This window comes from Pseudomonas sp. Irchel 3A7, from assembly GCF_900187565.1.
In the GTDB taxonomy this organism is placed as follows: Bacteria; Pseudomonadota; Gammaproteobacteria; order Pseudomonadales; family Pseudomonadaceae; genus Aquipseudomonas.
The window spans coordinates 1-22,993 of the sequence record NZ_FYED01000007.1 but is presented as its reverse complement, the minus strand read 5'-3'; the positions used below and the strand labels follow the sequence as shown (position 1 = coordinate 22,993).

At 51.8% G+C, this 22,993-nt stretch carries 25 protein-coding genes and 1 pseudogene; 14 read left to right on the top strand and 12 right to left on the bottom strand.

Annotated elements, in window-relative coordinates; all coding sequences use genetic code 11:
* Positions 1 to 216 precede the first annotated feature (216 nt).
* The 3 genes and pseudogenes from CKW21_RS13040 to CKW21_RS32325 form a co-directional block, all read left to right on the top strand.
* Positions 217 to 1,128: a hypothetical protein gene (locus CKW21_RS13040; protein ID WP_256590218.1), complete on the top strand. Its 912-nt coding sequence runs from the start codon at positions 217 to 219 to the stop codon at positions 1,126 to 1,128.
* A 109-nt stretch (positions 1,129 to 1,237) separates the two neighbouring features.
* Positions 1,238 to 1,588, top strand: a complete 351-nt coding sequence (locus CKW21_RS31790; protein ID WP_095194386.1) for a hypothetical protein — start codon at positions 1,238 to 1,240, stop codon at positions 1,586 to 1,588.
* Between the two features lie 36 nt (positions 1,589 to 1,624).
* Positions 1,625 to 1,846 (top strand): annotated as a pseudogene (locus tag CKW21_RS32325) (IS66 family transposase); the annotation flags it as partial.
* 63 nt (positions 1,847 to 1,909) lie between these two features.
* On the opposite strand, the gene CKW21_RS13030 reads toward CKW21_RS32325, so the two are convergent.
* The 6 genes from CKW21_RS13030 to CKW21_RS13005 form a co-directional block, all read right to left on the bottom strand.
* Positions 1,910 to 2,221 (bottom strand): hypothetical protein, encoded by a 312-nt coding sequence (locus CKW21_RS13030; RefSeq protein WP_095194385.1) that lies wholly within the window; start codon positions 2,219 to 2,221, stop codon positions 1,910 to 1,912.
* A gap of 139 nt (positions 2,222 to 2,360) precedes the next feature.
* Positions 2,361 to 4,010: a hypothetical protein gene (locus CKW21_RS13025; protein ID WP_141232962.1), complete on the bottom strand. Its 1,650-nt coding sequence runs from the start codon at positions 4,008 to 4,010 to the stop codon at positions 2,361 to 2,363.
* A gap of 184 nt (positions 4,011 to 4,194) precedes the next feature.
* Positions 4,195 to 4,929, bottom strand: coding sequence for a DUF5677 domain-containing protein (locus tag CKW21_RS13020; protein WP_141232961.1), 735 nt, complete (start codon positions 4,927 to 4,929; stop codon positions 4,195 to 4,197).
* Positions 4,930 to 5,101: 172 nt separating this feature from the next.
* On the bottom strand, positions 5,102 to 5,344 hold the full coding sequence (locus CKW21_RS13015; RefSeq protein WP_095194382.1) for a molecular chaperone DnaJ: 243 nt from the start codon (positions 5,342 to 5,344) through the stop codon (positions 5,102 to 5,104).
* Between the two features lie 133 nt (positions 5,345 to 5,477).
* Entirely contained in the window at positions 5,478 to 6,704 is a 1,227-nt protein-coding gene (locus CKW21_RS13010; protein WP_095194381.1) for a hypothetical protein, read from the bottom strand.
* A 232-nt stretch (positions 6,705 to 6,936) separates the two neighbouring features.
* Positions 6,937 to 7,305 (bottom strand): hypothetical protein, encoded by a 369-nt coding sequence (locus CKW21_RS13005; RefSeq protein ID WP_095194380.1) that lies wholly within the window; start codon positions 7,303 to 7,305, stop codon positions 6,937 to 6,939.
* Between the two features lie 662 nt (positions 7,306 to 7,967).
* Between CKW21_RS13005 and CKW21_RS13000 the strand changes: the two genes are divergently transcribed.
* The 5 genes from CKW21_RS13000 to CKW21_RS12980 are packed head-to-tail and all read left to right on the top strand — an operon-like array spanning position 7,968 to position 11,041.
* Positions 7,968 to 8,240, top strand: coding sequence for a hypothetical protein (locus tag CKW21_RS13000; RefSeq protein WP_095194379.1), 273 nt, complete (start codon positions 7,968 to 7,970; stop codon positions 8,238 to 8,240).
* Entirely contained in the window at positions 8,237 to 8,587 is a 351-nt protein-coding gene (locus CKW21_RS12995; protein WP_095194378.1) for a helix-turn-helix domain-containing protein, read from the top strand. Before CKW21_RS13000 ends, CKW21_RS12995 begins: the two co-directional genes overlap by 4 nt.
* A 9-nt stretch (positions 8,588 to 8,596) precedes the next feature.
* The gene (locus CKW21_RS12990; RefSeq protein ID WP_095194377.1) at positions 8,597 to 9,613 is read left to right on the top strand and encodes an ImmA/IrrE family metallo-endopeptidase; all 1,017 of its coding nucleotides are present in this window, start codon (positions 8,597 to 8,599) and stop codon (positions 9,611 to 9,613) included.
* The gene (locus CKW21_RS12985; protein ID WP_095194376.1) at positions 9,610 to 10,254 is read left to right on the top strand and encodes a C1 family peptidase; all 645 of its coding nucleotides are present in this window, start codon (positions 9,610 to 9,612) and stop codon (positions 10,252 to 10,254) included. The genes CKW21_RS12990 and CKW21_RS12985 overlap by 4 nt, the downstream gene beginning before the upstream one ends.
* Positions 10,238 to 11,041, top strand: coding sequence for a hypothetical protein (locus CKW21_RS12980; protein ID WP_095194375.1), 804 nt, complete (start codon positions 10,238 to 10,240; stop codon positions 11,039 to 11,041). Before CKW21_RS12985 ends, CKW21_RS12980 begins: the two co-directional genes overlap by 17 nt.
* Here CKW21_RS12980 and CKW21_RS12975 read toward each other — a convergent pair whose 3' ends face one another.
* The 3 genes from CKW21_RS12975 to CKW21_RS12965 are packed head-to-tail and all read right to left on the bottom strand — an operon-like array spanning position 11,042 to position 13,238.
* Positions 11,042 to 11,713: a uracil-DNA glycosylase gene (locus tag CKW21_RS12975; RefSeq protein ID WP_095194374.1), complete on the bottom strand. Its 672-nt coding sequence runs from the start codon at positions 11,711 to 11,713 to the stop codon at positions 11,042 to 11,044.
* A 6-nt stretch (positions 11,714 to 11,719) separates the two neighbouring features.
* Positions 11,720 to 12,925: a nucleoside triphosphate pyrophosphohydrolase family protein gene (locus tag CKW21_RS12970; RefSeq protein ID WP_095194373.1), complete on the bottom strand. Its 1,206-nt coding sequence runs from the start codon at positions 12,923 to 12,925 to the stop codon at positions 11,720 to 11,722.
* Complete coding sequence (locus CKW21_RS12965; protein WP_095194372.1) at positions 12,882 to 13,238, bottom strand: DUF4031 domain-containing protein; 357 nt, start codon at positions 13,236 to 13,238, stop codon at positions 12,882 to 12,884. Before CKW21_RS12965 ends, CKW21_RS12970 begins: the two co-directional genes overlap by 44 nt.
* A gap of 45 nt (positions 13,239 to 13,283) precedes the next feature.
* Here CKW21_RS12965 and CKW21_RS32320 point away from each other — a divergent pair, with 45 nt between their 5' ends.
* The 4 genes from CKW21_RS32320 (at position 13,284) to CKW21_RS30790 (ending at position 16,214) form a co-directional block, all read left to right on the top strand.
* On the top strand, positions 13,284 to 13,631 hold the full coding sequence (locus CKW21_RS32320) for a helix-turn-helix transcriptional regulator (protein ID WP_095194371.1): 348 nt from the start codon (positions 13,284 to 13,286) through the stop codon (positions 13,629 to 13,631).
* A 392-nt stretch (positions 13,632 to 14,023) separates the two neighbouring features.
* Complete coding sequence (locus tag CKW21_RS12955) at positions 14,024 to 14,878, top strand: hypothetical protein (RefSeq protein WP_095194370.1); 855 nt, start codon at positions 14,024 to 14,026, stop codon at positions 14,876 to 14,878.
* Positions 14,875 to 15,639, top strand: coding sequence for a hypothetical protein (locus CKW21_RS12950; protein WP_141232960.1), 765 nt, complete (start codon positions 14,875 to 14,877; stop codon positions 15,637 to 15,639). Before CKW21_RS12955 ends, CKW21_RS12950 begins: the two co-directional genes overlap by 4 nt.
* A 56-nt stretch (positions 15,640 to 15,695) precedes the next feature.
* Positions 15,696 to 16,214 (top strand): hypothetical protein, encoded by a 519-nt coding sequence (locus CKW21_RS30790; protein WP_141232959.1) that lies wholly within the window; start codon positions 15,696 to 15,698, stop codon positions 16,212 to 16,214.
* 133 nt (positions 16,215 to 16,347) lie between these two features.
* Here CKW21_RS30790 and CKW21_RS12940 read toward each other — a convergent pair whose 3' ends face one another.
* The 3 genes from CKW21_RS12940 to CKW21_RS12930 form a co-directional block, all read right to left on the bottom strand.
* A complete protein-coding gene (locus CKW21_RS12940; protein WP_095194367.1) occupies positions 16,348 to 16,959 on the bottom strand; it encodes a hypothetical protein in 612 nt (203 codons plus the stop codon).
* Positions 16,952 to 17,671, bottom strand: coding sequence for a hypothetical protein (locus CKW21_RS12935; RefSeq protein ID WP_095194366.1), 720 nt, complete (start codon positions 17,669 to 17,671; stop codon positions 16,952 to 16,954). Before CKW21_RS12935 ends, CKW21_RS12940 begins: the two co-directional genes overlap by 8 nt.
* A gap of 305 nt (positions 17,672 to 17,976) precedes the next feature.
* Positions 17,977 to 18,729: a LysE family translocator gene (locus tag CKW21_RS12930; protein WP_256590217.1), complete on the bottom strand. Its 753-nt coding sequence runs from the start codon at positions 18,727 to 18,729 to the stop codon at positions 17,977 to 17,979.
* Positions 18,730 to 19,689: 960 nt separating this feature from the next.
* On the opposite strand from CKW21_RS12930, the gene CKW21_RS12925 reads away from it, so the two are divergent.
* Positions 19,690 to 20,082, top strand: coding sequence for a hypothetical protein (locus CKW21_RS12925; RefSeq protein WP_095194365.1), 393 nt, complete (start codon positions 19,690 to 19,692; stop codon positions 20,080 to 20,082).
* 246 nt (positions 20,083 to 20,328) lie between these two features.
* The gene (locus CKW21_RS12920) at positions 20,329 to 22,779 is read left to right on the top strand and encodes an AAA family ATPase (protein WP_095194364.1); all 2,451 of its coding nucleotides are present in this window, start codon (positions 20,329 to 20,331) and stop codon (positions 22,777 to 22,779) included.
* Positions 22,780 to 22,993 lie beyond the last annotated feature (214 nt).

Sequence of the window (22,993 nt, the reverse complement as noted above, 5' to 3'; positions counted from 1 at the left end):
CCTTGTGAACAGTGCGCAGAGCCTTCCACTCGACTATCCACTGTGCTTAGGGGAGAAAAGCGCCTTCGCTGCTGCCCGCGTTGTGCTCGTGAGGACGCTGCCACCTGTCCTGACTGCAGGCGACATCGTTTTCTAGTCCGCGGTGACGATGGCCAGATGCGATGTAAGCTGTGCAATACCCTGGGAAGCACACGCTGTCTCACCTGCAGCCAAGTCATGCCGGCAGGCAAGGGTAAGGAGTGCGACGAATGCGGCTGGAAAAGACATTTCGAACAACGCGCGCGTGTTTTTAAAGAACGTTTCGAGCACGAATGCGTCCGGGAGCGTTTTGCGGAGTTTTGTGAATGGCTGAAAGCGCATATGGAGGCCCAAAAAGCGGCATTGAAGCTTAAGTCATACATACCGTTCTTTCTGTTTCTCGACTGTCACCCTGAAGAGATACCTTCTTACGTTACGCTCCTCGAACACTTTCATGCCGATGGGTTACGCCGGATGCAAACCCCTATGCTTTGGCTTAAGGAACGGTACAGCCTCCTAGCTGACGACGTTCTGCGCGAGGAGTATTCGGACAAGAGAAGGATCACAGAACTCATCGCATCGGTTCCCCCAGGTACGGGAGCGGCCGCGCTCGAGGGCTATTTGGCCTACTTGATGTCAAAGCTTCAGGCGGGGGGGACGACCATTCGCTCAGTACGTCTATCGATGAGGGCGGCGAAGAGTGTGTTGCAAGCAGAGTCGGAAACGTTTGCCGCGTTGCCGACTCAGCAATCTGTGAGTGCCTACCTCACACGTACGCCTGGACAGAAAGCTGCAGCTCAGGGGTTCATCAGCTACCTGAACCGCACGTATAGCCTGAGTTTAAAGTCCGAGGTCAGCGCAAGGGCAGCATTGAGGGCGAGAACTCAACAGCTGGAAGTTAACCTGCAGGCTTTGTATGCCAGTAGTGGGGAGGGCGATACGTTTCACCGGCAATGGATAAAATCTGCGTTGATGTTGCTCCATGGGTTGCCCAGTGTTAACAAAAAGACTCTGTCTTTCAGCCCTGAAGAGATCAATGGTCAAGCCGGTTTCAATGTGGTCTTGAACGAACAAACCTATTGGGTGCCAGCACCCAAAGCTCCGCTTTGATGGCTGAATTCATCTAACTCCAAAAGCGCTGGCTAGCTCCCATGGTGTGAACTAGCAGCAACCTGATTTCGCGCAAGCTATCAGTCGTACGTAAATTTAAGGAGAACAAGTGAGTCTCGAATTAACTGAAGAGGAAATGCGTCGGGCTCTATTCGGGGGTGCGTGCACGAAGTCTCCGTCTTCAACTGCTCAAGGCCAGGTCGCTCCGGCAGTGCGGTCAGAAGTGAAAACCCTTCCCGCAGAACCTACGGCAGGTCTGCCACGCAAACGGTCTAAACCGCTAAGTCCGAAACTACGTGTCACGCTACACGTCACAAAGGAATTTGAAGGTGGGACTGAGGTGTTCGTACATGAGGCCAGCACTCTGAGCACGCTGCTCGCAGAGCAGGAGGCCAAGAAGGCAGCTCAAAAAAAACGATACAAATACTTTGACTTGATATCGATTGAGCCAATTTCATGATTACCTGGATGCACTGTTTCGACCGCAGGTAAGGTGAACTGGGTGGAAAACCAAATCCGGCCATATTCCATCGGACGCTCGACTGGTTGTTTGCCTGCTCGTATGCAGCGTTGGATTCGCGGTTGCCACCTAGATCCAATCGGTGTAGCTCCGTAGGCATAATCCAGCGCATGTTTGAAGAGCGTTCTCACGCGTCTCCCGGCGCAACGGGCGAGTGAGATTATCGAGCTACTGGCGCATAAGCGGGCACCCTTCTAAGCACGCAGGTGTGCTGGACGAACGCGACTTCGTATCCAAACGCTTGCGATTCGCTGAGCCAATCTATCGGCTTCCGGCGTCACCGAAATAATCATCCTTTGCGATCAGGCCGAGGTTCTCGATGAGATCCGGGCCATCCTCACTGAACAGGTTTTGAGTCCGCCGCTCCTGCTTGATGTAAGCCAATGTTCCGAAGAAGCATGCCTCGCACAGTTGCAGCTCATAGCGCTCCCCGTCATGGGTAGTACCATAGCCCCAGTGTGCATGTAGGGTGCCGAACTGAAGCCCACCAGCATGCACGCGGGTGGAGCATTGGCATACATCGCACACGACGTCCGTGACGGCATCGGCTTCGACTCTTCCGATTATTTTCATTGCTAACTCCTTCAATCGGCTCTGACTTATGCTCCTAGAATACAGGCTCCAGGACAGGGCGAGGGCTGACCATTGTTACATCCACATCCACATCCACATCCACATCCACATCCACATCCACAGTCAAAAGTCAGTTGGATTACCGTCGATGCTCTGTTGGAAACAGAATGCCAAAGTGCTCAAAAGCTTTACGCACGGTCAAGCTGGCAGCGAAGGCGTTGCCGTAGGTGTAGTGTCGAAACACCTTGTGCGGTGAATCAATATTCAGGCGACCGAACCGCCCCATTTTGTGCCGCACACGATCACAGATATTGAATACGGTCTCGTGAGTTATACGAGGATCATCTATGTTCACGAGTAGACCGGAGACCTGTTCCTCTTCGTAAACCGTCTTTTTACGTTTCTTCTTTCGCTGATGTTCAAACAAATAGAAAGTGCGGCCATTGATGATCGCGCGGGCAAGCAATATGCCTCTCACCTTGGTTGAGTTTTCTCGGTAAAACATCCATTTCCTTACCGCGTCAGAGACCGCAGCGTCCGTATCAAATGGAGCTAATCCATGCAGGCGGAAATCCGAGCTCTCGACAAATTTTTGCTCCGATGAAGAGTACCAAGCCAAGCTAGTAAAGCCCGGTGTCTGGCTTTTCAGATAGACCAACTCGTTCCACAAGGCCTTAAGAATGCCGCCGTCCCCTTCGACGCGCTTTGCATGATGAACGACGTGGCTTATCTCATTTGTGGGGCCCTTCGGGTCTCCAGTGGAACCACGAGTCGCTGAGCTTTCTGGGATCGAGACAACCTTTCTTTCCGAGTATTTACGCTCTACATAAGAACGCGTATGCGGGCATTTAGGGCCCAAAATTGCGAAGTCAGGATCCTGTTTGTTCCACGTCGATGCGCCTCGCCCAGGTTCGTTCTCATCAGTTATCGGGAACGGATCTTCCTCTTTTGGGATATCCAGAATTTCTCGTTTAAGATCGACAATTGGCTTTCCCTTTTCAACGTCTCGTTCCGAGCGCCGCTCTCTTCTCAGATCATAGGGTGGATGCTTAGGATGGCTCATGCCGGTGACTTCCAGGCACAGGAAAGTCTTGCCGCCGTTAATCCAACGACCGCGGGCCCGTATCTTCGCAAGACCTTGAAACCAAGGCATGACCTTCACACTCGTAGCCATTCCCTGGTCATGGGCGATGTCGAGCTGGGCGTGGATGCTCCTCGCTGCCACCTGGCTGTAACGGTCGTATTGGACCGCTGCGAGAAAAGGTACGTCGCTATCCGGGATGTACGGCTTGGGTTGGACTAGCCGTGTTTCGGGCTCATGGTCCATATGGGCATAAAGCCTATCGAGCACTTCAGACCAGGAATAGGTTGCCAGAATCCTGGCCATGTCAGACGTGCTTCCATAGCAACGGTAGAGAAATTCGATACAGGGAATCAGTAGGTTTTTCCCATCTGGAAGCGGGAAGTCGAGCAGGTCACTGAGCACCTCCTCGCTACCTGGCCTACGTAATTCATAGTCTTCCCTGAAAAACTGATGCTGGTGTCTACCAGTGACGCTCATATGCTCCCAAGCACCTCTGGTGAAATCAACAGAGAACGTTTGATCTTCACCTAGATATGTCTCAGCTACGCATTTTCCGTTTTCCCAGATGGTTCCCAGTCGGAAGCTGCCCATTCGACTCAGACCTATCTTCGCTACCGTCACACCAGACAATTGGTCAAATTTATCCAGGTATCTGAAAACGACTTCCACATAGGGGATGCTCTGTGCGCTTTCGTTTTTCGACATGCGTTCATACCACCACACCACTACAGGGCTGTGTATGTTCTTCAAAGCTTCGCCGTCGTCACTCGTGCACAAATGTTCTCGTGGTTCGACCCGCTTCAATCGCCTGCTCACTTCGAATCTCCGCCACGCCAGATATCTTTGGCTTCAAATGATGCTTGTGCCCACACTTCAACGCGGAGGGACCCTAAGGGTTAAGCGAATTTCTTATGCAATCGATCAAAATGTACATCTGGCGAATCGTCTCTTTAAGGCAGGTTCGGATGGTCCCCAATGTGAAGGTCAATTCATTATCAGTGGGCCCAGAGGTCAGCATTAACTGCTCCCCTTTTCTGACGAATGAATTGTCGAGAGACCTAAAGGTGGCATGGCTCGCCTTAGCCGACAGGCCCCGGTAGAACGTTTCGTATAGTTTTGATAGCTTGGCCGTTTTAGCGGCATTGTAAATCGGGTATTTCGCGGCCTTTGGATGAGCACGATCAATGACCGATTGCAGAATGGCAGATTGGTCGGCGGTCAGTGAGTCGGCGAGCGTTTTCAGGAGCCCGCGCGCCTGGACCGACTCTTCGTGATCGTTGCTGAGCAACAACTGCTGGAACACATTCGGGTCCACCAAGAGCGCTGCGCCGGCGAACAAATTTTCAGTTGCTGTGCGTACCAGAACTTGAGCTTCCTGGTTGAGACCTCTTTCGCACAGAAGGAAGGAAGCCTGACAGGCCCGTATGGAGCGCTCAAAAAATACCGCCGCGGCGAGCGTGGTAACCATTTGCTCATTCACTGGCAGAGCCATCACGAGCCTATGCGCCTGATCCGAAAGCGCAGCCGTCTCTTCGAAGTCTGAGGCGTAGTCTCGGTGAACTGAGTCCCTGAAGGAGTCAATCTCAGGTGATAAAAAACCCTTGGCTGCGAAGTTATCTTGCACGTGCAGTCCTCGTGAGTTGAGACGCTTGATCCTCAGCTGCTGTCCAGCTAGTAAAGACTTTTCGGGTTGATCGTGGTTTGGGTGATCCAAGCGGATGTGCATCACGCGTCGGTCATATCAACGCATGATGCACTTGAGGTTCGCTCTCGGCTTCTAGCGTGCGCTACCGGATTTACGATTCATCGTCATCGTTATCATCGTCGAAGTCATCGTCAAAATCGTCCTCGGTGATCTCACCCAAACCGCCGCACCGGGGGCAATCATCTTCATCAACCGTGCCTTCTCCATAGCATCTATGGCACTGGCCGTATGGGTTATCCTCTCGCGGATCATGCCCGGTACCGCAACAATCAGGGCATGTGATTTCGACCGGACCGCCCCGGCCATGACAGACCGGGCAAATGTATTTTTTCATGTTCGTTTCTCGCTGTAGCTCGCAGAAAATCAATGAGCGGCCGCCTCGCCTCGGCGAAAGATCGTGATGACCCATTTGCGATGGGTGGTTTCAGATCGACGCTGAACCTGAGGCGAACCAATCCTGGTATGGGTTAGAAGCGTTGTTTCAGAGCGGCGATATCACTGCTCTGCGCCATTTGCTGGCAGTACGCTTCGGCCATAGGAAACGTCGAGATTTTCTCGCGCAGCTTGAAAAACACTTCGTTTTCGGCGTTCTGCATAGGTGCGAAATCGGGTGTCAGAATCGACAAGACGAATGCGGCGAAGCCTTCAAAGCGGTGGCCGGCAGCAGTCAATGCAGCCTCGATCATCTGCTTCGAAAACTTCAACACGTCATCTGGGTCCTGGGCGTGTTGGACCGCATCGGTTTTGATGGTGTTATAGGTCTGGAAAAGCTCTGCTTCAGAGTCTTTCATCGTGAAAATGGATGAGGGAATAGGCTCCGATTTGTATTCGGAGTAGGCCGCGTCAATAACTTCGGCGGCATAGGTCTTGTCCACGCGGTTGGGTGAGACCACATGGAAATACATGCGAGCCAGCTGTACGCCAGCATAGACAATTCCCTGCTCCCAGAGATGCTCCAGGATTAGCGCCGCGCGAATGGTCTTGGTGCTTTCCCGAGTATTCGCCATGCGAACAGCAGCTATACCTAAATCTTCGCGCATTGCCAGCCAGCTGCGCGAGCCCCAGTGTGCCGTAGTGAGCGATTCTTCATCTGCGATTTTCAGAAGCGACAGCGCTTCGTACACGGTTTTGTTATGCAGCGGCAGGCTCTCATCCGAACTGGCGGCGTCGAGTTTCGCAGCCACCTTGGTAAACAAGGCAGGGAGTTCGCCCGAAGCTTTAGCGCGGGCTACGCGCAGCAAGGTTTCCGGATAGGCATCCGGCGCATACATCATGGGCTGCCAGACTTCGATGAAGCTGTCGCACAGTAGCAACAGTTTCTCCGGTGGGGTCAGTTCGAGCAGGGTGGCCTGTTCTATGATGTACGCACACAGGTTGGCGGCTTGCTGCTTTCTGCGCTTGTTCACGGTGGAGAGCGGAATGTCCTCATCGACCTTAAGCAGCAGCTTTGGCAGATCAGTGAAGCGTTCGGCACCGATGGTGGCGGCAACGATTGATTTGGTCGCCCAGATGGCAGGTCCTTCGTAGCCGTTAGCTTGTTTTTCGGCGAGCTCAGCTTGGCGCAGTTGCTGTTCAAACGAAGCAAGGAAAGCGAATTGCGAGGAGGGCGCTTTGAGCAGGGCGCGAAGATTCTGCTCCGTTTGCTTGGCAGCGTTGGAGTCAAAGCTGCGGGGTGTTTTGTTTGCAGATTTCATTGGCTAAACCTCAATAATGGATTTGATCGAACATGCACAGACGCACCGCTAGCATCTAGCAATGATCATCTGGCTCGGAATCGATCGATTCCATTGGGGTTTGAGCCGTCACCTGCGCCGATCTTATCGCATCTTATTTTCTCTGGCAAACTGCCATTACAGCTTCAACGGCCTCGCCATTGCGCAGAGACGTAAGGCTGAGTGAATCTCTTCAAGCCCTCCAATGAGTCGCTCACGCCTTCCAGCAATCGAGCACATCTTGTCGGGCAGCTTGGTAAAATGCTTCGCGATTGCTGGTGTTCTCACCGCACCTTTCAGCCATTTCGAAAAAACCAACACCCGGACGCTTTGTGAGCTTTCCGATGACGATCACCGACAGAAACCCACGTCCTTGGCTGTGTTCTTTTTCAGACAGTTCATCCAGAAGATCGAACAGCCTGCGATCATCTGCAGTCAGCGGAATTGACAGTAAATTGGCCAGATCGCTGTAGTAGATTTCCGGAACGTCCAGCGTCTCTATTCGATCAGTCAGAATGTCTTTCAACTCGATACGTGTTTTGAGCCGCTCCTCTGGAGTGAGTGGCTGTTGGAATGTTGCCATTGCTGCATACTCGATGACCATTACAGGGGAACGCTCAGAGGCCTAGAGGCTGAAAGGTGGTGGCCTAAGGCTTATAGGCCAGCGAGCCGTCCCGCCGGTTCCTGATTGGATCCTGAGGTCATGGCTGCATCCAGAAACCTTTGCGAAGCCTTTGGGGATCTTTTCTCCCATAGGTTTTGAGCTTCTACCTCTATACGTTTTTTCAGCAGCCACTTTTCTGTCTTGAGTTTGCGTTTGCCTTTCATGAGCAGATCTCGGTTGTGCTGAATGAGCTTTGCCTTCGCTGGGTATTTTGGTGCTGGTGCGCGTTTCCAGTCTTCACTGCAAAGGAGTACCAGGGAATCACCTTTAGCCTATCGGCGCGGATTGACTTCTATGAAAGTAGTCAGCTCACAGGGCAATCGCGCTGTTGGCGACTTCAGAAATCAATGTTACTGGCGAAAGTCTTCGTAAGCACTACGGCGGATGGCTGCTAGTGCGTCTGCCATATCATTGGCAAGACGGGTAGTGGCCAATTGACATTCGTGATGCGGCGGGTGATAGGATCCGATCCTAAAGATCGGTATGGCCGGGATGGGCAATAGGTCTTTCTTGTGGTTGTTCAATCTTTGGCGTATGTTTTTCATACATCAATGGTTTGATTTTCTTACGAGGATGCACACATGGACCTCAAGGTTGAGATCGAGAAAGTACTGGGAGCGTTTTGGGACAAGCGCGCCTTGGAAATTCTCGACGATCCACTGTCGACTGATGACCTCGGCGCGCCTTTGGATTCTATTGCGGCCTGCGATGCGTTTGTCCATTTGGACAAGCTGGTGAAGAAAAAACTACCCGTGGAATTGATCATTCGCCATGGTGGCTACGAGTCGAAAACTCAGTTCGTGACCGAAATCACCAAAGGGGTGCTGAAGCATCTCAAGGGCAACCCAAAATGAGCATTGTCCTGCAAGACGAACGCAATCAAATGGGGGAGCGCCTTCGCCAGGCGAGAGAGTACGTTGGGCTTTCTCAGGACGACGTTGCCGCTGTTTTAGGCCTTTCACGCCCTTCTATCACCAATATTGAGCTGGGAGCGCGAAAGGTGGAAGCCATCGAGCTCAGTAAACTGGCAAAGCTCTATCACAGAACGCTCGACTATCTATCCACCGGCGTCGAGCCCCTGTCAGATGGCCCTCAGCAACTCGGATTTCTTGCGCGAGCGGTCGATGGGCTCTCGGAGAAGGATCTGGAAGAGGTGGCCCGTTTCGCTCAGTTTTTGAAGCAGTCGGCGCGAAAAAAGTAGGAGTTGGAAATGGGGCATCGTGACATTGCGCTAACCACCGCCAAGCTGGCTTCTGATGTCTTTGAAGCAACGCGTGCAATGGAGCGTATTGAGCAGGACGGTTATACCCGGATTGATCCTTTCAAGATCGCTGCATCCGAAGGTATTTCGGTAATGCTTCAGCCCCTGGACAGGTTATATGGCGCTTTCATACGGGGCGATGAATCGGGGATTTTGGTCAATGCCGCGCGCTCTGCAGGCTTGATCCATATGACCTGTGCGCACGAGCTGGGCCATTATTTTATGGGCCACGACACCGCCTTCGACGAAACCATTGATTACGGTTCGAAGGGTGCGATTCAAGAGCAGGAAGCAGAATCCTTCGGCTACCATTTGCTGGTCCCTCGTCCACTCCTCACGATCATCTGCAAGCGTAAGGGGTGGAACCGCCAATCCCTTCAGAACCCACTAATCCTGTATCAGTTGTCTCTGAGGCTTGGGGTGAGCTACGCCGCCGCCGCGTGGTCTTTGATGAGGCACAAGCTGTTCGACTACGACATGGTGCAGCAGTTGCTCAAGACGACTCCTGCCTCGATCAAACGAGCATTGATGCAGGGTCCATTGCCCGATGCAACCAAGGAGGTCTGGTTGCTTGATGATGCTGATCAATCTTCGATTCTTGAGCCGCGTCCTGAAGATCATATTGTCGTTCGTTTGAAGAGCCATGCTTCGGCGGGTTATCTGTGGCTGGCAGATTCGGTTGATCAGGTGGCGGCGCACGGTTTTGCGATCGCGCCCTTGCCGGCGTCGAAAATTGATAAAGACAGTTTGTCGTTTGGCGCCGATGCGACCATGGACTATGTAGTGTCAGGAGAAGATGTAGGGTTTGATGCACCGTACCCTCTTGTGTTTACCGAACAGCGTCCTTGGATCGGCAAGCAGGAGGGGGATGCCAGCTTCAGTTCAAAAGCTCATTTTGAGCCAATCGCTGATGGCCTGTCCCGCGAGGCAAAAACAGCCCTCATTAAGGAGGCGTTGCTACCGTGATTACGCCTGAAGTCTTGGTCGACGCAAATCCTGTTGAGGCAAAAAACCAAGGCAATCGACCCACCTGCTTGGCATTTGCTATAGCGGACCTGAATCGTCGCTTTGCGGATGAAGAGCTGGGCCCTGAATTTTTCTATCGCGCAACAATCGCCCTTATCCCGAACTGGGAGCCAGGCGACGGCCTGCAAATTTCGGCTGCCGTAACAGCTTCCGCTCTGGGTCATCCAGTCGAACGGTTGTTTCCCTATCTGGATCATGAGCCCGAAGTGCCTCTCGAGGCGCTCCCGAACCATCTGGATCTGTATGGGCATCCTGTTCAGTTTACTGAGGCCGATATTGGCTGGTTGATTTCAAACATGCAGGCGCAGAAAGCAGTCGGTCTGGCGCTGCGACTGACACTTGAGTTCTACCAGCCCCAGGACGGGGTAATTTCGTTTAGTGAAGCAGTTCTCCCGGGCACGATGGTTCACGCTGTCGTGGCGGTCGGGCTGGGTTACGACAGTGATGGCGAGCCTTGGTTTTTGATCAGAAACAGTTGGGGGGCAGCCTGGGGCCTGGATGGCCATGCTTGGGTGTCTTCTACCTATATTGCAGCGCATGCGGCATGCGCCTTTGGAGTGGTACATGGCAGTACTGATTAAGGAAGAGCGGGCGGTTTCGGCCTGGTTGGCTGCAGCGCGTCATTTGGTGGCATGCCCGGAGTACACGGATCGCAATCTGATTCTCGAGATGGCGGCTGCAAGTGAAATCACAGCTGAGGATCTGAAGATCATCAAGGCAGTAGATACAGCTCTACGCCAGAGCACGCCGGGTTTGAGCGTGGATACCGTTGCCGGAACCATTTTTCCAAATGGGCTCTATAAGCGTGACGGTCGACCTGAGTTTTATGCCCGATATTTGGATGTAATGGCAAGGGCAAAAAAGCATGGCACCTGGGGCACGTACGCATTGCGGATGATGCGCAGGGTCGCCCGTGACGGCAAGACCGTGTTCAATCCACTCGAGGTGATCATTCGCAAGCTGCAGGCTTCCAAGGTCGGCCGCTGCTATCAGGCGGCTTATGAATTGGGGGTAATCGATCCAGAGTACGATATCGCCGACAACACCGATGGATTCGGTTGTGAGTTGCCTCTGTACGATCCGGGGGTCGATCGTAACAAAGCACTGAATATGCCGTGCCTCAGTCACTTGAGTTTCAAAGTGACGGCAGGAAAGCTCGACCTCACTGCAGTGTATCGTTCGCATTGGTACGGGCAGCGAGCATTGGGCAATCTGATTGGCCTGAGCAACCTGCATAGGTTTGTTGGTGCGGAAACAGAGTTTGAGTGCGGGGTGCTTACCTGCGTCGCCACGCACGCTTATCTTGATATGGGGAGTTTGGGCGGGCCTCAGCAAACCAAGAAAATGCTTGAGGATTTTCCTGGGTAGTCAGAACAACGAAGCTTGTCTTTTTGCGTTCAGCGATTCGAGAGGGATGTTGTAGAGCGTGCTCATCCCGTCACGAAAGTCCTTGATTCCACCGTAGCTCGGATGGCGGATGGCAATCACTTCTACATCGAATCGGCTCGCATAATTGAACGCGTCCTGCCCAATCGCTACGACTCTGCGCACCTTCAGCCACTTGATCAGCATCCTATTGAGTTCGTCGACTTGTTGCAGTTCGCGAGCGGTGAATTTGCGATTGGTGAATGGATTGCCAGGCTCGTGGGGATGAAACGGGAAAACGTTCCATAGCAGCGGTGGCAGGTCCACGGATCGCAACACTGACCAAATTTCAGAGGCGGTGCGTTCGGCAAGCGCAGGCCCGATCGTTGCTTGCTTGAAATTGGAGCCTGGGTATCTTTGTGTCATCTCTGGCAAATGAAATTCATCGGTCAGTGCCAGGCCGGTTCGCCGGCCCCCCCGATAGCCCAGATCTCGCCCCATCCAAATCGTGTCGACACCAATTTCGGTCGCTGCCTTCAGGTAGCCTCGAAGATTACGGCGACGTGAAGCCACAGCATCGGTCCGGTCATGAATCGGGCACGTGTCGGCGTAGGGATTGAACACGTTATCGAGCCTTAAGGCAGACAGTGCATTCACAAAGGCTGTTGGGTTCATTGCTGCTCATTTCTTCGTGAAGGGTTCAAAACTCATGGTGTGCTGCACCATATCGACGGTCACGGTGCCGCCGCGGTGCTCTTGCAGCTTACGGAAGATATCAAATCCGGTCAGTATCGCCTTTTCCCACTGCCACAGCTCACATTTGTCCACTTCATAACCTGCAACCATGCTTTGGATCTGCTTGAGTACGCCATAGTCCAGGCTTCCGACCCTGGCATCTACGTAGAACTGTTGCCCCTTGGCGTGATTGAAGATCCAGGTGGCAATGCCTTCTTCGATGATCATGGCGCGGGCGCCATCCTCATTTTCATCCTTTTTCGCATCGGATTTTCTTTTGCGCTTGAACAAGGCCCGAAGCACGGGTGACCAGCCGAGAAACGCGACGTAAGCCAGATGGAAAACGTCATGGAAGCGATAGTCATCAGGTTCGTTGCTGTTGTCTGTCAGGCGATCACCGATATAAACGCCTCGCAGGCTTTGAACGACATATCCATCCTTGGGCGTGCCTCGCTCGATAAAGTCCATTGCTATCTGGCGGGGAAATTGCTCGTGCTCAGGGGAGTGTTCATCAAATGCTTCGGGGTAACGCGCATTCTCTCCGGGCCATCGGCTGTGGATCTTTTCCAAGTTGGACCGCGCTACATCCTCAAATCGTAGATCGAAACTGGCGCATGTCAGGGCCAGTTCAGCAAGCTGAGTGCCAAAATGATCGCATCGGGCTTGGTGCGAGAGGGCCATGTATTGAGCTTGGCTGGTGACCGCGATAATCCCAGCGGCGTTAGCCAAGATCCCCAACTGAGCCGATCGATTGATAGATCCTGGGGTTCTTCTCACCTCAATCAAGCTGTCGATGTGCCGGAACGTCACCGGGATCACGGGGTCCTGCTCGCTCTCGTCGAAGCGCGTACGTAACGCAGCAATGCAGCGCTCCCCAATATGATTGTGTTCAACCCCGGCAGACGCTGCGAGATTGATCAGGTACCACAGGGCGTCACCCAGTTCTTCTGCCGCTAGTTCACTGACTGTAGCGGCAAGTTGGTCGCGTCCAACTTTTTTGAAGGCTGACAGCAATCCCCCGATTTCACCGAAATACCCGAATTTAAGACTTTGAAAGCCTTCAGGGGTGGTCTGAAATCGGTTGGTTCCACCTGCTTTCAGGCTGTATTCAGGAACTGATAGCGCCATAGCTTGGGGAGTGGGCTTGGACATGCAAAATCCCTTTCTTGGATGACTCAGCGCCATTAATGGCATTTTGGTATATCTGAATCATCTCGGATCGCATCCTTTTTGCGCAACCGACAATTGTCTCCCTATCCGCACCCAAAGCACCCATTGAAAGCGCGCGCGCTCTGACCGATGCCGTTACATCGTAATGCGGGTATAGGCTCTTGGATTGGAACCAGCGACGTTGCAACCCCAGCTGAGCAGCGAATGTATGGAGTTCATCCAGCGAATCAGCCACCAAGTGGGACCATTCGCGTCCACGCCAGCGGATTCCTTCTGCATCGACATAGACCGCCATACGTACTCGCCTTTCGTAAAATAATGTGCAAATATTTTGCACATTATGAGCACTCGATTCAACTCTCAAATGAACCTAAACCTGCTCGGCCGTCGGATAATGAAGGCTCGCAAAGACCGTGGATTTACCCTCAAGCAAGTGGGTGAGCAAATTGGCGTGCACTACACACAAATTTCCCGGATTGAGAGGGGGGATACGGCTCGCCTGAGTAAGAATGTGCAAAAAATATGCAAATTTTTAAGCGTTACGGTGGACGTTGATCTGTCGGTTGAGCCGGTCGCGAGCTTGTCACTCCGGGTCGAGCGGTTGGTTGGCGAATGGCCCGAATGCGAGCAGTTGATTAGGAGCATCCTTGATGGGATGGAAGAGGCACTTCGATCTCGTAACGCTTAGCTACAGTTGCAGTACCCGCGATGAGAGAAACCTGTGCGCCTTTTAGCCAAGCGTGAGATAAGGGGGACATGCTATCCGCTATTTACAGGTCTCAGATGAAATCGTACGCTAGCGGCAATTTATTTGGATGTATGGCATTTTGCCATTATTCTAGTGCTGAATTTAAATTGCGGAGCGAGCCTCAAGCGCCTAAAAGAATGAAACGTCTTTAGGTAGTGACGACCAAGAAGAGCTCAAGGATCTGTCTATACTGCGGTGCAGGAAGCGAACCATTGAAGCTGCCAAGCGTCGTAGGTTGAGGCCCAGCTCTTGTGCTGGTCATGACAAATGCCCCAACAGTGTCCGTAGGGGCGAAGTGAACGGATTCACAAGACCATGGATCAAAGACGCCAATGTCCCTGAAAAAATCTAATACCGTAGTGCGCGAACTCCCTCATGGATTAATCCATGCTGTGGAGCGTTTGAGCCTCGGTTTTGAGTGGGCGACGCCGCTGGATGGCCGGTCAATGGCCAGGCTCTCTGCTTTGGGCAACCAGCTAGTAGACGAGCTCCCGCGAAAGCTTGAAATCAGCACTTCGGATATTCGACCTCATGGGCCCGGTTCTGACGATGAGCAGAGTGGCTCCGAAGATGCCGAACTGTTTGCAGTGATGTTCGATGATAACAAGGACAAAGACGGTCCCGTTGATTTGAAGCACACCGAAATTATTATTAATAATGAAGGTATGTTTTTTACTGTTTACGCCCGTTACGACGGATGGGAAGTAACCCGTGCGCTTGCATTGAAACTATGCAGTGTCTTTCTAGAGGAAATCGTGCGTGATATTTCTCTTACGGCGATTGAGATTAAAGTCGCGAACATTTTTGGTCTAGCTAAGTTTAGTGGGCAATTAAGTGACTTGTTGAGTGATCGATGCGATTCTTTGCCGCGCAGGGTCTTCGGTGCGCAAGGCCTTTGGCATGTCGATGAGGGTTATTTTGAGACGCATGATGATCAAGATATGAGGCAGCTTTTGGTCAATCTAAGCGTTTCTAAAACCCTCGAGGATGATGAAGAGAGTTTGTATATTAGAACTTTGCACCGCTTTGAATTTAATACTCGCGCTTCTGATTCTTTGCCTGTCACAAAGCTGTTTGACAAATTTGAGCACCTTCACGCTATTAATAAAGACTTATTGGCGTCGGTATTGACTGATGATATCAGTGACGCGCTGGGGTTGTTTGCTGATAAAAGGGCATTAGTATGACTACTGCACAATCAACTCTCATAAGACCTCTGGATGGATTTAGGCGCGATAACGGCTTTTCGTCGCAAGCACCTAAGTGGCCCGGTGAAGATTCTCAAAATATCTATATGGATACCATCGTTGCTGCGGGGCGGAAACTACTCGAAAGGCAACAAGAAGTTTACAAGCATTCGCAGCTAGGACACTTTTATAATTCAGCCCCTGATGATTTTTTTATCGTTGCAGGGTTGAAAAGCGCATTGCTGAGTCATTTTTTACCTAAGGTGCATGTGGCTACTCCGCGTGCGTTTAGCCTTTTTATTACTCAGCAAACACCTGATGCTGTCGAGATTCAAAGCCTGCTGGCTTATATCAATGCAAACGGCGATGCGCAAATTACATCTTCTGTACCAGAGCAGGCTGATCTGCCTGACTACAGCTATGCGCTTGAAAGAATCCGATTGTTCGCTAATGAGGAAGTCAACTGGGACGGATGTGGAGGCTTGCCGGCATCCCCTCGTGTGGTCAAGGATGTTGTCAGTTTCTTAACATTCTCCCGACTCGCTTCCATTGAAGAGCCTAGCCTGGCGATGGGGGGCGACGGTTCGGTCGCCGTTGTATGGGCAAAGGATGATCTCTACATCTCTGCCGATTTTGATGGTGCGGGGAATTATGTGTTTTTTGTTTCCCAAGCAAGTGAGTTCCTCACCGACGGAGTGAGCTCATCGACGTTTTTGGACAAAGAGCTAAGTCTACACTTGAAGAAGCATTTTCACGGATGACTACACCAGCTGCGTGCCCGAGTTGCCTAGCCGTTTTTGCTACAAAGGTTCCTCGGGTGGATCAACTAGCAAAACACCTCAGTGCTGTTTTGAGTTGCACTAATAACTGCACTTGTGAGCATGTGTCGATCAGCCGATTTTCACCTAGCCCTGTTCAGAATGAGGAGAATATCGCGGCATGTGCGAGCCATCCCCATCATTCGGACAAGGCTGGCAACGTCACTCATAAAGTGTTTGATCGAGCTTTTACACAAGGGCTTTCGGTGACGCGACTCGCCGTCGCGGAAGGTGGAATGGCGCAGGTCATTTCCACGTGTGTTGCAATTGATGCAAAGAAGAAAGGCAAGACATTCATGGGGGTGGTGACCCTCACCGTCGACGACGTCCGGAACATTATTTTCAAGGGATGCAATAGCCGCGCGTTCAATGTTTATGACACTGCTTATCAAAGCAATCCGGCACATGCAGACGTCGTTGGTTCTAAATATTTTGGTAATACAGATGAATTACCTAAATTGGAGCAGTTGGCTCGTAACAGGGTGCAAAAGGAGTTGCTAGGTAAAATTCATCCCTGATTGCCCAGATTACTAACTCTAATCTGGAGTCAATCAAGCGCTATGAATGCGCTACGCCGCTTTAACAGCAAGTGGCGCATAATCTCGACCTGGTCACAGCTTGATAAATTTTCACCTAGTTCCGATATTAAAACTAAAACCTGCGAGGGCCTTTGTAAGGAACAGCAAAGGTCTGAGTTTTATCTTTAGAGTTCCAGCGTTCATCCGGCGTGTTGGTTCGAAAGCAGAGGACTTCTTCCTTACCTTCGCCGCAGGTGCTCCATTCAAGAAGGGCGCCACGCCGCTCCAGATTCTTAGCTTGTAACTCCATGGAGGCAAGCTCATTGCGCCGGGCTTGTAGCTCTCCAGGTGTCGGTATGACCTGAGTCACCATCAACCAGGCAGCACCTAGAATAAATCCCAAAAACAGTACCATTGCCCCAAATACCTTTAAGCTCAGCATGCGCCCAGCCCGTTCGTAACGTTCAGCAGCAGCGACGGCTTGATGATTCGCAGTCACGAATTTTTCCTGCAGCAGTTTGGCGGCCTCGGTAGCGATTGCGTCGGCGGAATTATCAATCTTATTGGCCACTGCTTTTGCGTGAGTATTAAGGTCGTCTTCGAGGCTCTGCTGCAGGCCGGTCAATGCCTGCATCGCGGCTTCGGCCGTGTCTTGATTTTTGGCACTGGCGGCCAAAATCTTCGTCACGATGTTAAGTTGGGCTTGAATCTGCTGATCGAAATCATGAAGCGTTGAATTACCCAATTCTGTGTCCTTTTGTTTGCGATTTCTGGCGCTTCAATTCTTTTTCTTGTTCACGCTTCATCCTGAATTCAGTTTCCCTTTCCATTTGAAGCATGCGTTCCTTAATCCAGTGACGGTCGTGCATGTTCAACTCGAGCATGTCTTCCAATGGGGCAAAGCGGACCAAGCCCCCAGGCTCCGCCACCAGTAACAGTCCTCCACTTCCTACCTCGCCTCCACCGGCGTTAATGTGCCTAACCCAAGCCATGTATTGTTTTATCTGATCACCCGTATAGGTCACTCGTTGTTCTGCGATATCTTGAGCAAGGGTATCGATGAAACCGTCAAGCCGCTGCAGTTTCGGGCCGCGGGGTCTCGGAAAGGCGTCGAGATAGGGAAGGGTTCTCAGTCCCAAGGTGTGATCGGTTGCCTTCGTTTCGACAAACCAATGTATGTCCTTTGATACGCCTACTAGCCCTAGCTCTTCCAGCGCTACCTTCAAGGCGGCATGTTTGCCGCGCTCTTTCGTAAGGTCAGCACCCTCTGCCTTGAACTCGATGAGGCGCACTACGCCAGTGAACTTGAGAAGGACGTCGCCTAGAAGCTCATCAGCGGGGGTTTGTTGCAGTAGGTTGATCGAGCCGGCCAGATGACGTCTAGGCTGCTTGTCTCGGATTAAGTAGCCCAGCGCAAAGAGAAAATTACCTATCGTGATGTTTTCGTAAAGCTTCATTTTGATGTGACATTCCATTGCATGAATGTGGAGGGCTGCAGTCGCACGAAGATAATGCGGAAGTCGAGGTGCTACTCGATTTACCACGCAATTTCTGAGCTCCGCAGCCTTCAGTTGTGGCATTGAGCCCGCTTGGTTAAAGTCAAATAGGCGCTGTTCAGGCTATCGCTCACTATTCCCATAACTTGAGAGGAGACTACGCGGCGTGGTCGATTCGCTTATTTAACTTGCTATCCCCATATCAGGTAGACGGGAGCGGTGTCAGCCCGCGTCGGCCTCCGCCTCCGGGTATCGGGTTCCTCTACTTATGAATGATAACTAAGCACCAACTGCACGCCGAGTCCAATGAATATCAAGCCCACTATCCGGTTCATCCAGAATTTTCCGACTCGGCCCAATCTCGCTGCGCTCAGCGCATTGCCTGCTAACCAAGCAACACCCGAGTCATGAACAAAGCCCAGTGCCACAAAAACTGCACCCAGTACGATAAATGCAGTCGTTTTGTTAGGGCTGTCCGGCCTTACGAACTGCGGAAAGAAAGTGATGAAAAAAAGGAGGAGCTTTGGATTTGAAGCGTTGGTTAAAAATCCCCTGAACACAAGTGCGCTATTTGTCAGGCGAGGAATAAAAACCTCGCTTTTGCTTTTCGTAGCTTTGTCGATTAGTAATTTTCCATCCAGATAGATCAGATAGACCCCGCCAACGTACTTGATGGCGGTGAAGGCCCAGGGCGACGCGGTAATCAACGTTGTTAATCCAAATGCGCAGAGAATCGTATGCACGCACCCGCCTAAAGAAATTCCCAAGACCGACAGAATCCCGGCACGGCGCCCGTGGACTACAGTCTGGCCGACTATGTAAGCAATGTCGGGGCCTGGAGTTAAGTTGAGTGCGACGATCGCTAATGCGAAAACTGGAAATTGAACTATGTCAAACATGTAGAACCTTTTGTAAGTGTGAGCAAGTTTATAGCGTGCAACAAATGACAAGCGGCGTAATTCAAGTTGACTAAATGTAAATAGCCCTCTTGGGTAGATTGTCTTTTGGGGGCGGCTCATGGAAAATATCTTGGTCAATTGCTCTGTTTCAAAACGAAATCAAGTAAGGTCGTTGCAGGTTTGGTTGCTTTAGTTTTCAAGCTGGCTGTTGGAACTTAATGCTTCAAAGGTACGGTTAATCCGAATTTGTTTAGCTTTTGTGATTTGGAGTGTCGGACAGTTTTTATGTCAACCTCGTTTTCATCAGATAAACACCTGTTTCCCATTGATCCGAGAAACACGGGTACTCAACCAATTCGCCATTACATTCTGTGTTGCGACATGCAGCCAACCCTGTTGCTTAATTGGCAACTCTTTACACTTTCTGCAAAAATTCATTCAGTGGGAGTCACTCGATGAACGAAAAACTAGCGCAATACCAGGGAGACTTCACCTCGGTGCCCGTGTGGCAAAGGTAGCCCGTTAGATGGCTGCAGGTCGTCACGCTGTGGAATGAGCTCTATACGCGCACTTGCTCTTTCGCCGCCATTTTCGGCGGCTTTTTTTCCGATGATTCTCCTGCGCAAGTGATTTGTGACGATAACCCTAGCTGGCACTACGACATCCTGCACGCTGAGGTGTCGCTCATACACACTGACAACCCGGAGATCAAAGATTAATCGTGCGACCTGTGAAGGCGCGTGTCCCAGCCAATCGGTAGACGCGGTGCCCTAGATAACGATGTGTCTACGCGCATTGGTGCCGGTGAGAATGTCAGACTGAGTAAGCTTCATTTAGTACTGTGAATGTGCACTTATGTCCGTTCTCTACCGATTGTGGAGACCGGCGTGCTGGTCGATTCTGCTGCATCGTGAGTCAGAGCGAATGCTAAATGGCTAGCCAGGTCGAACCAGATGAATAGCGAGATCACGTCGTTGCGTCGACCTGCAAGCAGAGTACGATTAGGAAAAAGCTCAAGTCGAGGTGGTGGCAGTGGACAGAGATGAGCTCCGGGACAGAAATCGCGCTCGTGAGCATGAGATGCTTGCTCAAGCAAAGATTGAAATTTTACGCTGCGGCGACATCTTGCCTGTTACTCGTCTTGCACAGCATCTCAAAACTCGCGTTGAAACTCTTGCTCCAGCCCTGGTTGAGTGGGAAGTAGATAATCGAATTTTTTCGGTCGAACACGAAGGCTGTAGTCTGTTCCCCTGCTATGCATTCTCCACGCAATTTGGCATCAGACCTCATCCCGAATTGAAAGAGATACTCTCAATTCTCACTCCTACCAAAGATGGTTGGTTGCTGGCATTCTGGTTTGCTTCGTCAAATGGAATGCTTGGAGGTAAACGTCCTCGGGACTTGCTTAGCACGGATGCGCCCCGTGTGGCCTTAGCCGCACAACATGAGGCTGATGGTATCCTTCACGGCTAGATGAGCTGCTCCCTGAGTGGATAGCTCAGCTTTGATAATTTGCGTCAGGAGAACATCGAGCGCGCGCGACTGCGAAAGCCAATCCAGAGTTGTCGGCCCAGGTATTACTTGGCATGCGTTTTATGATTGACACTGCTATGGGAAAATCAGCCATCCCCCCCGCGGAATCCACTTCTTCGTAAACGTTGCCTTGTTTAAGCAACACCCGCCCCACGGGAACGCGCCAGCATTTTAAAGGGATTCAAAATGATTGATGAGCGGGCCGTATTAACGGCCAAATTTTGGGAAGCTCTGCGTTCGCGGCGTGCCCCTTCCAGCCTCAGAGATGGGGAGTTTGAGCAATTTGCTCTGATGGTGCTGGGCTTGGTTTGCGCGGCGGAGTTGCCTGGGTTGAGGCTGAATCGTCCCATGCGGGAAGCTTTGGACACTTTGCGTTCTTTGGAGGCGCAGAGGGATAAAGATTTCTTTCGCAGCAAGTGGGTGAGAGCGTTGGATGCGATGGTCGAAGACCTACGTATTTCCGACCGAGTGGACACCTCACCTGAGATCGGATCCTGCGATGAGTTTCGAACCATCGTCGATCTACTCGATAGTCTTCAGAAACCTTGGAGTTCAAGGCAAGATTTTCTGCTCAGTTGCTTCGACGAGGTGTTTCATCGCGTCGTCAGTAGGCTAACGGCGATTACCTACCGAAGTGGTGACTCTGCAGCCGCACTGGCAGCGCATCTTTCTGCACCCTTTCTCGATAGTTCGGAATATTTCACGACCACGGGCGAATTTGCCGTATTGAGGCGTTCCATTCTCGATGTAGCGACTTCCGCGCGCATTGGTGTGCTGGCCCGACTAAATTTGTTCGTTTGCCTACGACTCTATCTGCACGATATCAAAGTGTCGGATCGACCACGCGAAGAATATCTTTCATCGTTCGTTGCCCGCCGTTTTTTGTTGGTCGATCAACCTCATCGAAAGACGTCGGGGCAACGCCCGAATTCTGATAAGAGAACTGATCACCAAACCTCTCTTAACGCTTTGGATTACCTACTTCAGGAGCTTCCGATTCTCGGGGCGTGCCTGATCGTAGTCCCCGGTGCAGACCGCTCAGCCAGCGGATGGCGCAAAGAATTGAGAGGGCACCTTGTTAGAACTGGGCAACTCCTCGCGGTAATCGATTTGCCATCGGCACGTGGTGATAAATCACGCAAGGAAGTTTCTGCCTGGCTTTTATCAGAGGAGTCATTCAACAGGGACGAGGTGTTGATGCTGGACACCAAAGGATTGGTTGGAAGAGGTGAGCTTCGAGACGTCGATAGTTTGATGGCGTTTGTAGCAGCAATTGCATCGCTCCGTAGACACGTAGGCTGGCCTTCCGATGCTTCCGTGAGGCACGGTCGACCCACTTCAGAAGATGCGGAAACAATGCTGAAAGCCTACTTCAAAGACGGATACAGGGACTTGGAAGGTATCTGTCGACGGGTGCAAGCCGACGAGCTCGAAGCCAGCGGATACAAGCTCGTTGCGTCTGCCTATGTGAAGAAATCCCAAAACCGAAGAGGAGCAATGCCGCTTCTTAACTGCGAGCCCGTTATGGAGATCCTATTGCGCAGGCAGGAGCGGAGCTCGTGCATATACATTATTGGCAACAATGGCGAGGGGAAAAGCATGCTGCTTGGAGATCTGGCAGATCGCCTTGTGCAGCAGGAACGTCGTGTCGTGGGTATCTCATTCGGACTGACCGACAGATTTACTTTCAAGCCCCCGAAGAGCGAGGGGCAGTCATATGTCTACGTCGGAGCGCGCACGTCGGAACTTGGGATTTCTCTAGGTCGCACATCCGCGGAGATAGATCGGATGGTTCGCGAGGTCCACGTAAGTGCCACAAGGCTTGGCATTTTTAGCGCCGTTGTGAGGCAACTCGGCTTCGGCGAGCGTAGATATCTTGTTCCAGTCGATCTCAAGAACTCGTTTAATGAGAGAGATCGTTATGCCGATCTGCAGCAGCTCACCGAGAACGCAGAAGAGAACCTGCAAATTTTTCAGTACGCGGACCCGAACAAGTACGTGTTGGGTCTTATGAGACAGGAGTCTCAAAACTCAATTACGACTTTTGGAGAGTTGAGCTCAGGTGAGCAGCAGTTGCTGACTTTAGCGCTCAAACTGACGACCTATGGTGCCAGGGGCACGGTGATACTCCTTGATGAGCCAGAACTGAGCCTTCATGTGAGTTGGCAGCGTGCCATTCCCGCGATGCTCGAAATAGTTGGCACACGCCTAGGTTGCTCGATTGTTGTAGCAACGCATTCTCCTGTAATTGTCGCTAGTGCGGCCCATCGCGACGACCAATGTTTCGTAGCACGCCAGCATGCGCTGACGGAGCTTAGCCTCCGTCAGCGTAAGTCCGTCGAAACGGCGTTATTCGATGGGTTCCGGACCTACACGGCGAATAACCGGCAAGTGCACGAGCGGTGCGCTGCAATGGTGTCGCTCGCGATTCAACGGCTCAACACTCAGTCACCAGCGCAAATGGCGGAGCTTCCGACGGTTCAATCGCTTTACGAAGAAGTGGAACTGATGGATCAGATCATTCGGAGGGCGGATTCAGCGCGTCTCTCGCATACGCGAGAGGATTTAGAACTGGTTGCTCGTACTCGGGCAGCCCTTGACGAGCTTGTTGCGATTCAGCGGGAAAGTACCCTGTGAGTTGGTTCAATGGACCGCATCCATCAGCGGCTGAGATGCGCCGGGAAATCGAGCTTTATTTGCGCGTGGCCCACGGTACCAAAAAACGTATGCGTCCGGCAAAGTCATCTAGCCCGCCCTGAAAAGGCAGGACATGGTGTGCACTTAAATTTAAGTGGACACCATTTCTAGCCTTTTAAGCGGGTCTTTCATGCAGCCACAACGCCGTTCCTAC

Excerpts from the sequence above, each read along its gene's own strand:
- CKW21_RS12970 (WP_095194373.1), bottom strand. The coding sequence starts at position 12,925 with ATGTCCAAGCCCACTCCCCAAGCTATGGCGCTATCAGTTCCTGAATAC.
- CKW21_RS12930 (WP_256590217.1), bottom strand. The coding sequence starts at position 18,729 with ATGAGCCGCCCCCAAAAGACAATCTACCCAAGAGGGCTATTTACATTT.
- CKW21_RS13000 (WP_095194379.1), top strand. The coding sequence starts at position 7,968 with ATGGACCTCAAGGTTGAGATCGAGAAAGTACTGGGAGCGTTTTGGGAC.
- CKW21_RS12955 (WP_095194370.1), top strand. The coding sequence starts at position 14,024 with ATGTCCCTGAAAAAATCTAATACCGTAGTGCGCGAACTCCCTCATGGA.
- CKW21_RS13010 (WP_095194381.1), bottom strand. The coding sequence starts at position 6,704 with ATGAAATCTGCAAACAAAACACCCCGCAGCTTTGACTCCAACGCTGCC.
- CKW21_RS12925 (WP_095194365.1), top strand. The coding sequence starts at position 19,690 with ATGCTTGCTCAAGCAAAGATTGAAATTTTACGCTGCGGCGACATCTTG.
- CKW21_RS13030 (WP_095194385.1), bottom strand. The coding sequence starts at position 2,221 with ATGAAAATAATCGGAAGAGTCGAAGCCGATGCCGTCACGGACGTCGTG.
- CKW21_RS12975 (WP_095194374.1), bottom strand. The coding sequence starts at position 11,713 with ATGAACCCAACAGCCTTTGTGAATGCACTGTCTGCCTTAAGGCTCGAT.
- CKW21_RS12965 (WP_095194372.1), bottom strand. The coding sequence starts at position 13,238 with ATGGCGGTCTATGTCGATGCAGAAGGAATCCGCTGGCGTGGACGCGAA.
- CKW21_RS13025 (WP_141232962.1), bottom strand. The coding sequence starts at position 4,010 with ATGTCGAAAAACGAAAGCGCACAGAGCATCCCCTATGTGGAAGTCGTT.
- CKW21_RS12990 (WP_095194377.1), top strand. The coding sequence starts at position 8,597 with ATGGGGCATCGTGACATTGCGCTAACCACCGCCAAGCTGGCTTCTGAT.
- CKW21_RS13005 (WP_095194380.1), bottom strand. The coding sequence starts at position 7,305 with ATGGCAACATTCCAACAGCCACTCACTCCAGAGGAGCGGCTCAAAACA.
- CKW21_RS12935 (WP_095194366.1), bottom strand. The coding sequence starts at position 17,671 with ATGAAGCTTTACGAAAACATCACGATAGGTAATTTTCTCTTTGCGCTG.
- CKW21_RS32320 (WP_095194371.1), top strand. The coding sequence starts at position 13,284 with ATGAGCACTCGATTCAACTCTCAAATGAACCTAAACCTGCTCGGCCGT.
- CKW21_RS12920 (WP_095194364.1), top strand. The coding sequence starts at position 20,329 with ATGATTGATGAGCGGGCCGTATTAACGGCCAAATTTTGGGAAGCTCTG.
- CKW21_RS12950 (WP_141232960.1), top strand. The coding sequence starts at position 14,875 with ATGACTACTGCACAATCAACTCTCATAAGACCTCTGGATGGATTTAGG.
- CKW21_RS13040 (WP_256590218.1), top strand. The coding sequence starts at position 217 with ATGCCGGCAGGCAAGGGTAAGGAGTGCGACGAATGCGGCTGGAAAAGA.
- CKW21_RS12995 (WP_095194378.1), top strand. The coding sequence starts at position 8,237 with ATGAGCATTGTCCTGCAAGACGAACGCAATCAAATGGGGGAGCGCCTT.
- CKW21_RS12980 (WP_095194375.1), top strand. The coding sequence starts at position 10,238 with ATGGCAGTACTGATTAAGGAAGAGCGGGCGGTTTCGGCCTGGTTGGCT.
- CKW21_RS13015 (WP_095194382.1), bottom strand. The coding sequence starts at position 5,344 with ATGAAAAAATACATTTGCCCGGTCTGTCATGGCCGGGGCGGTCCGGTC.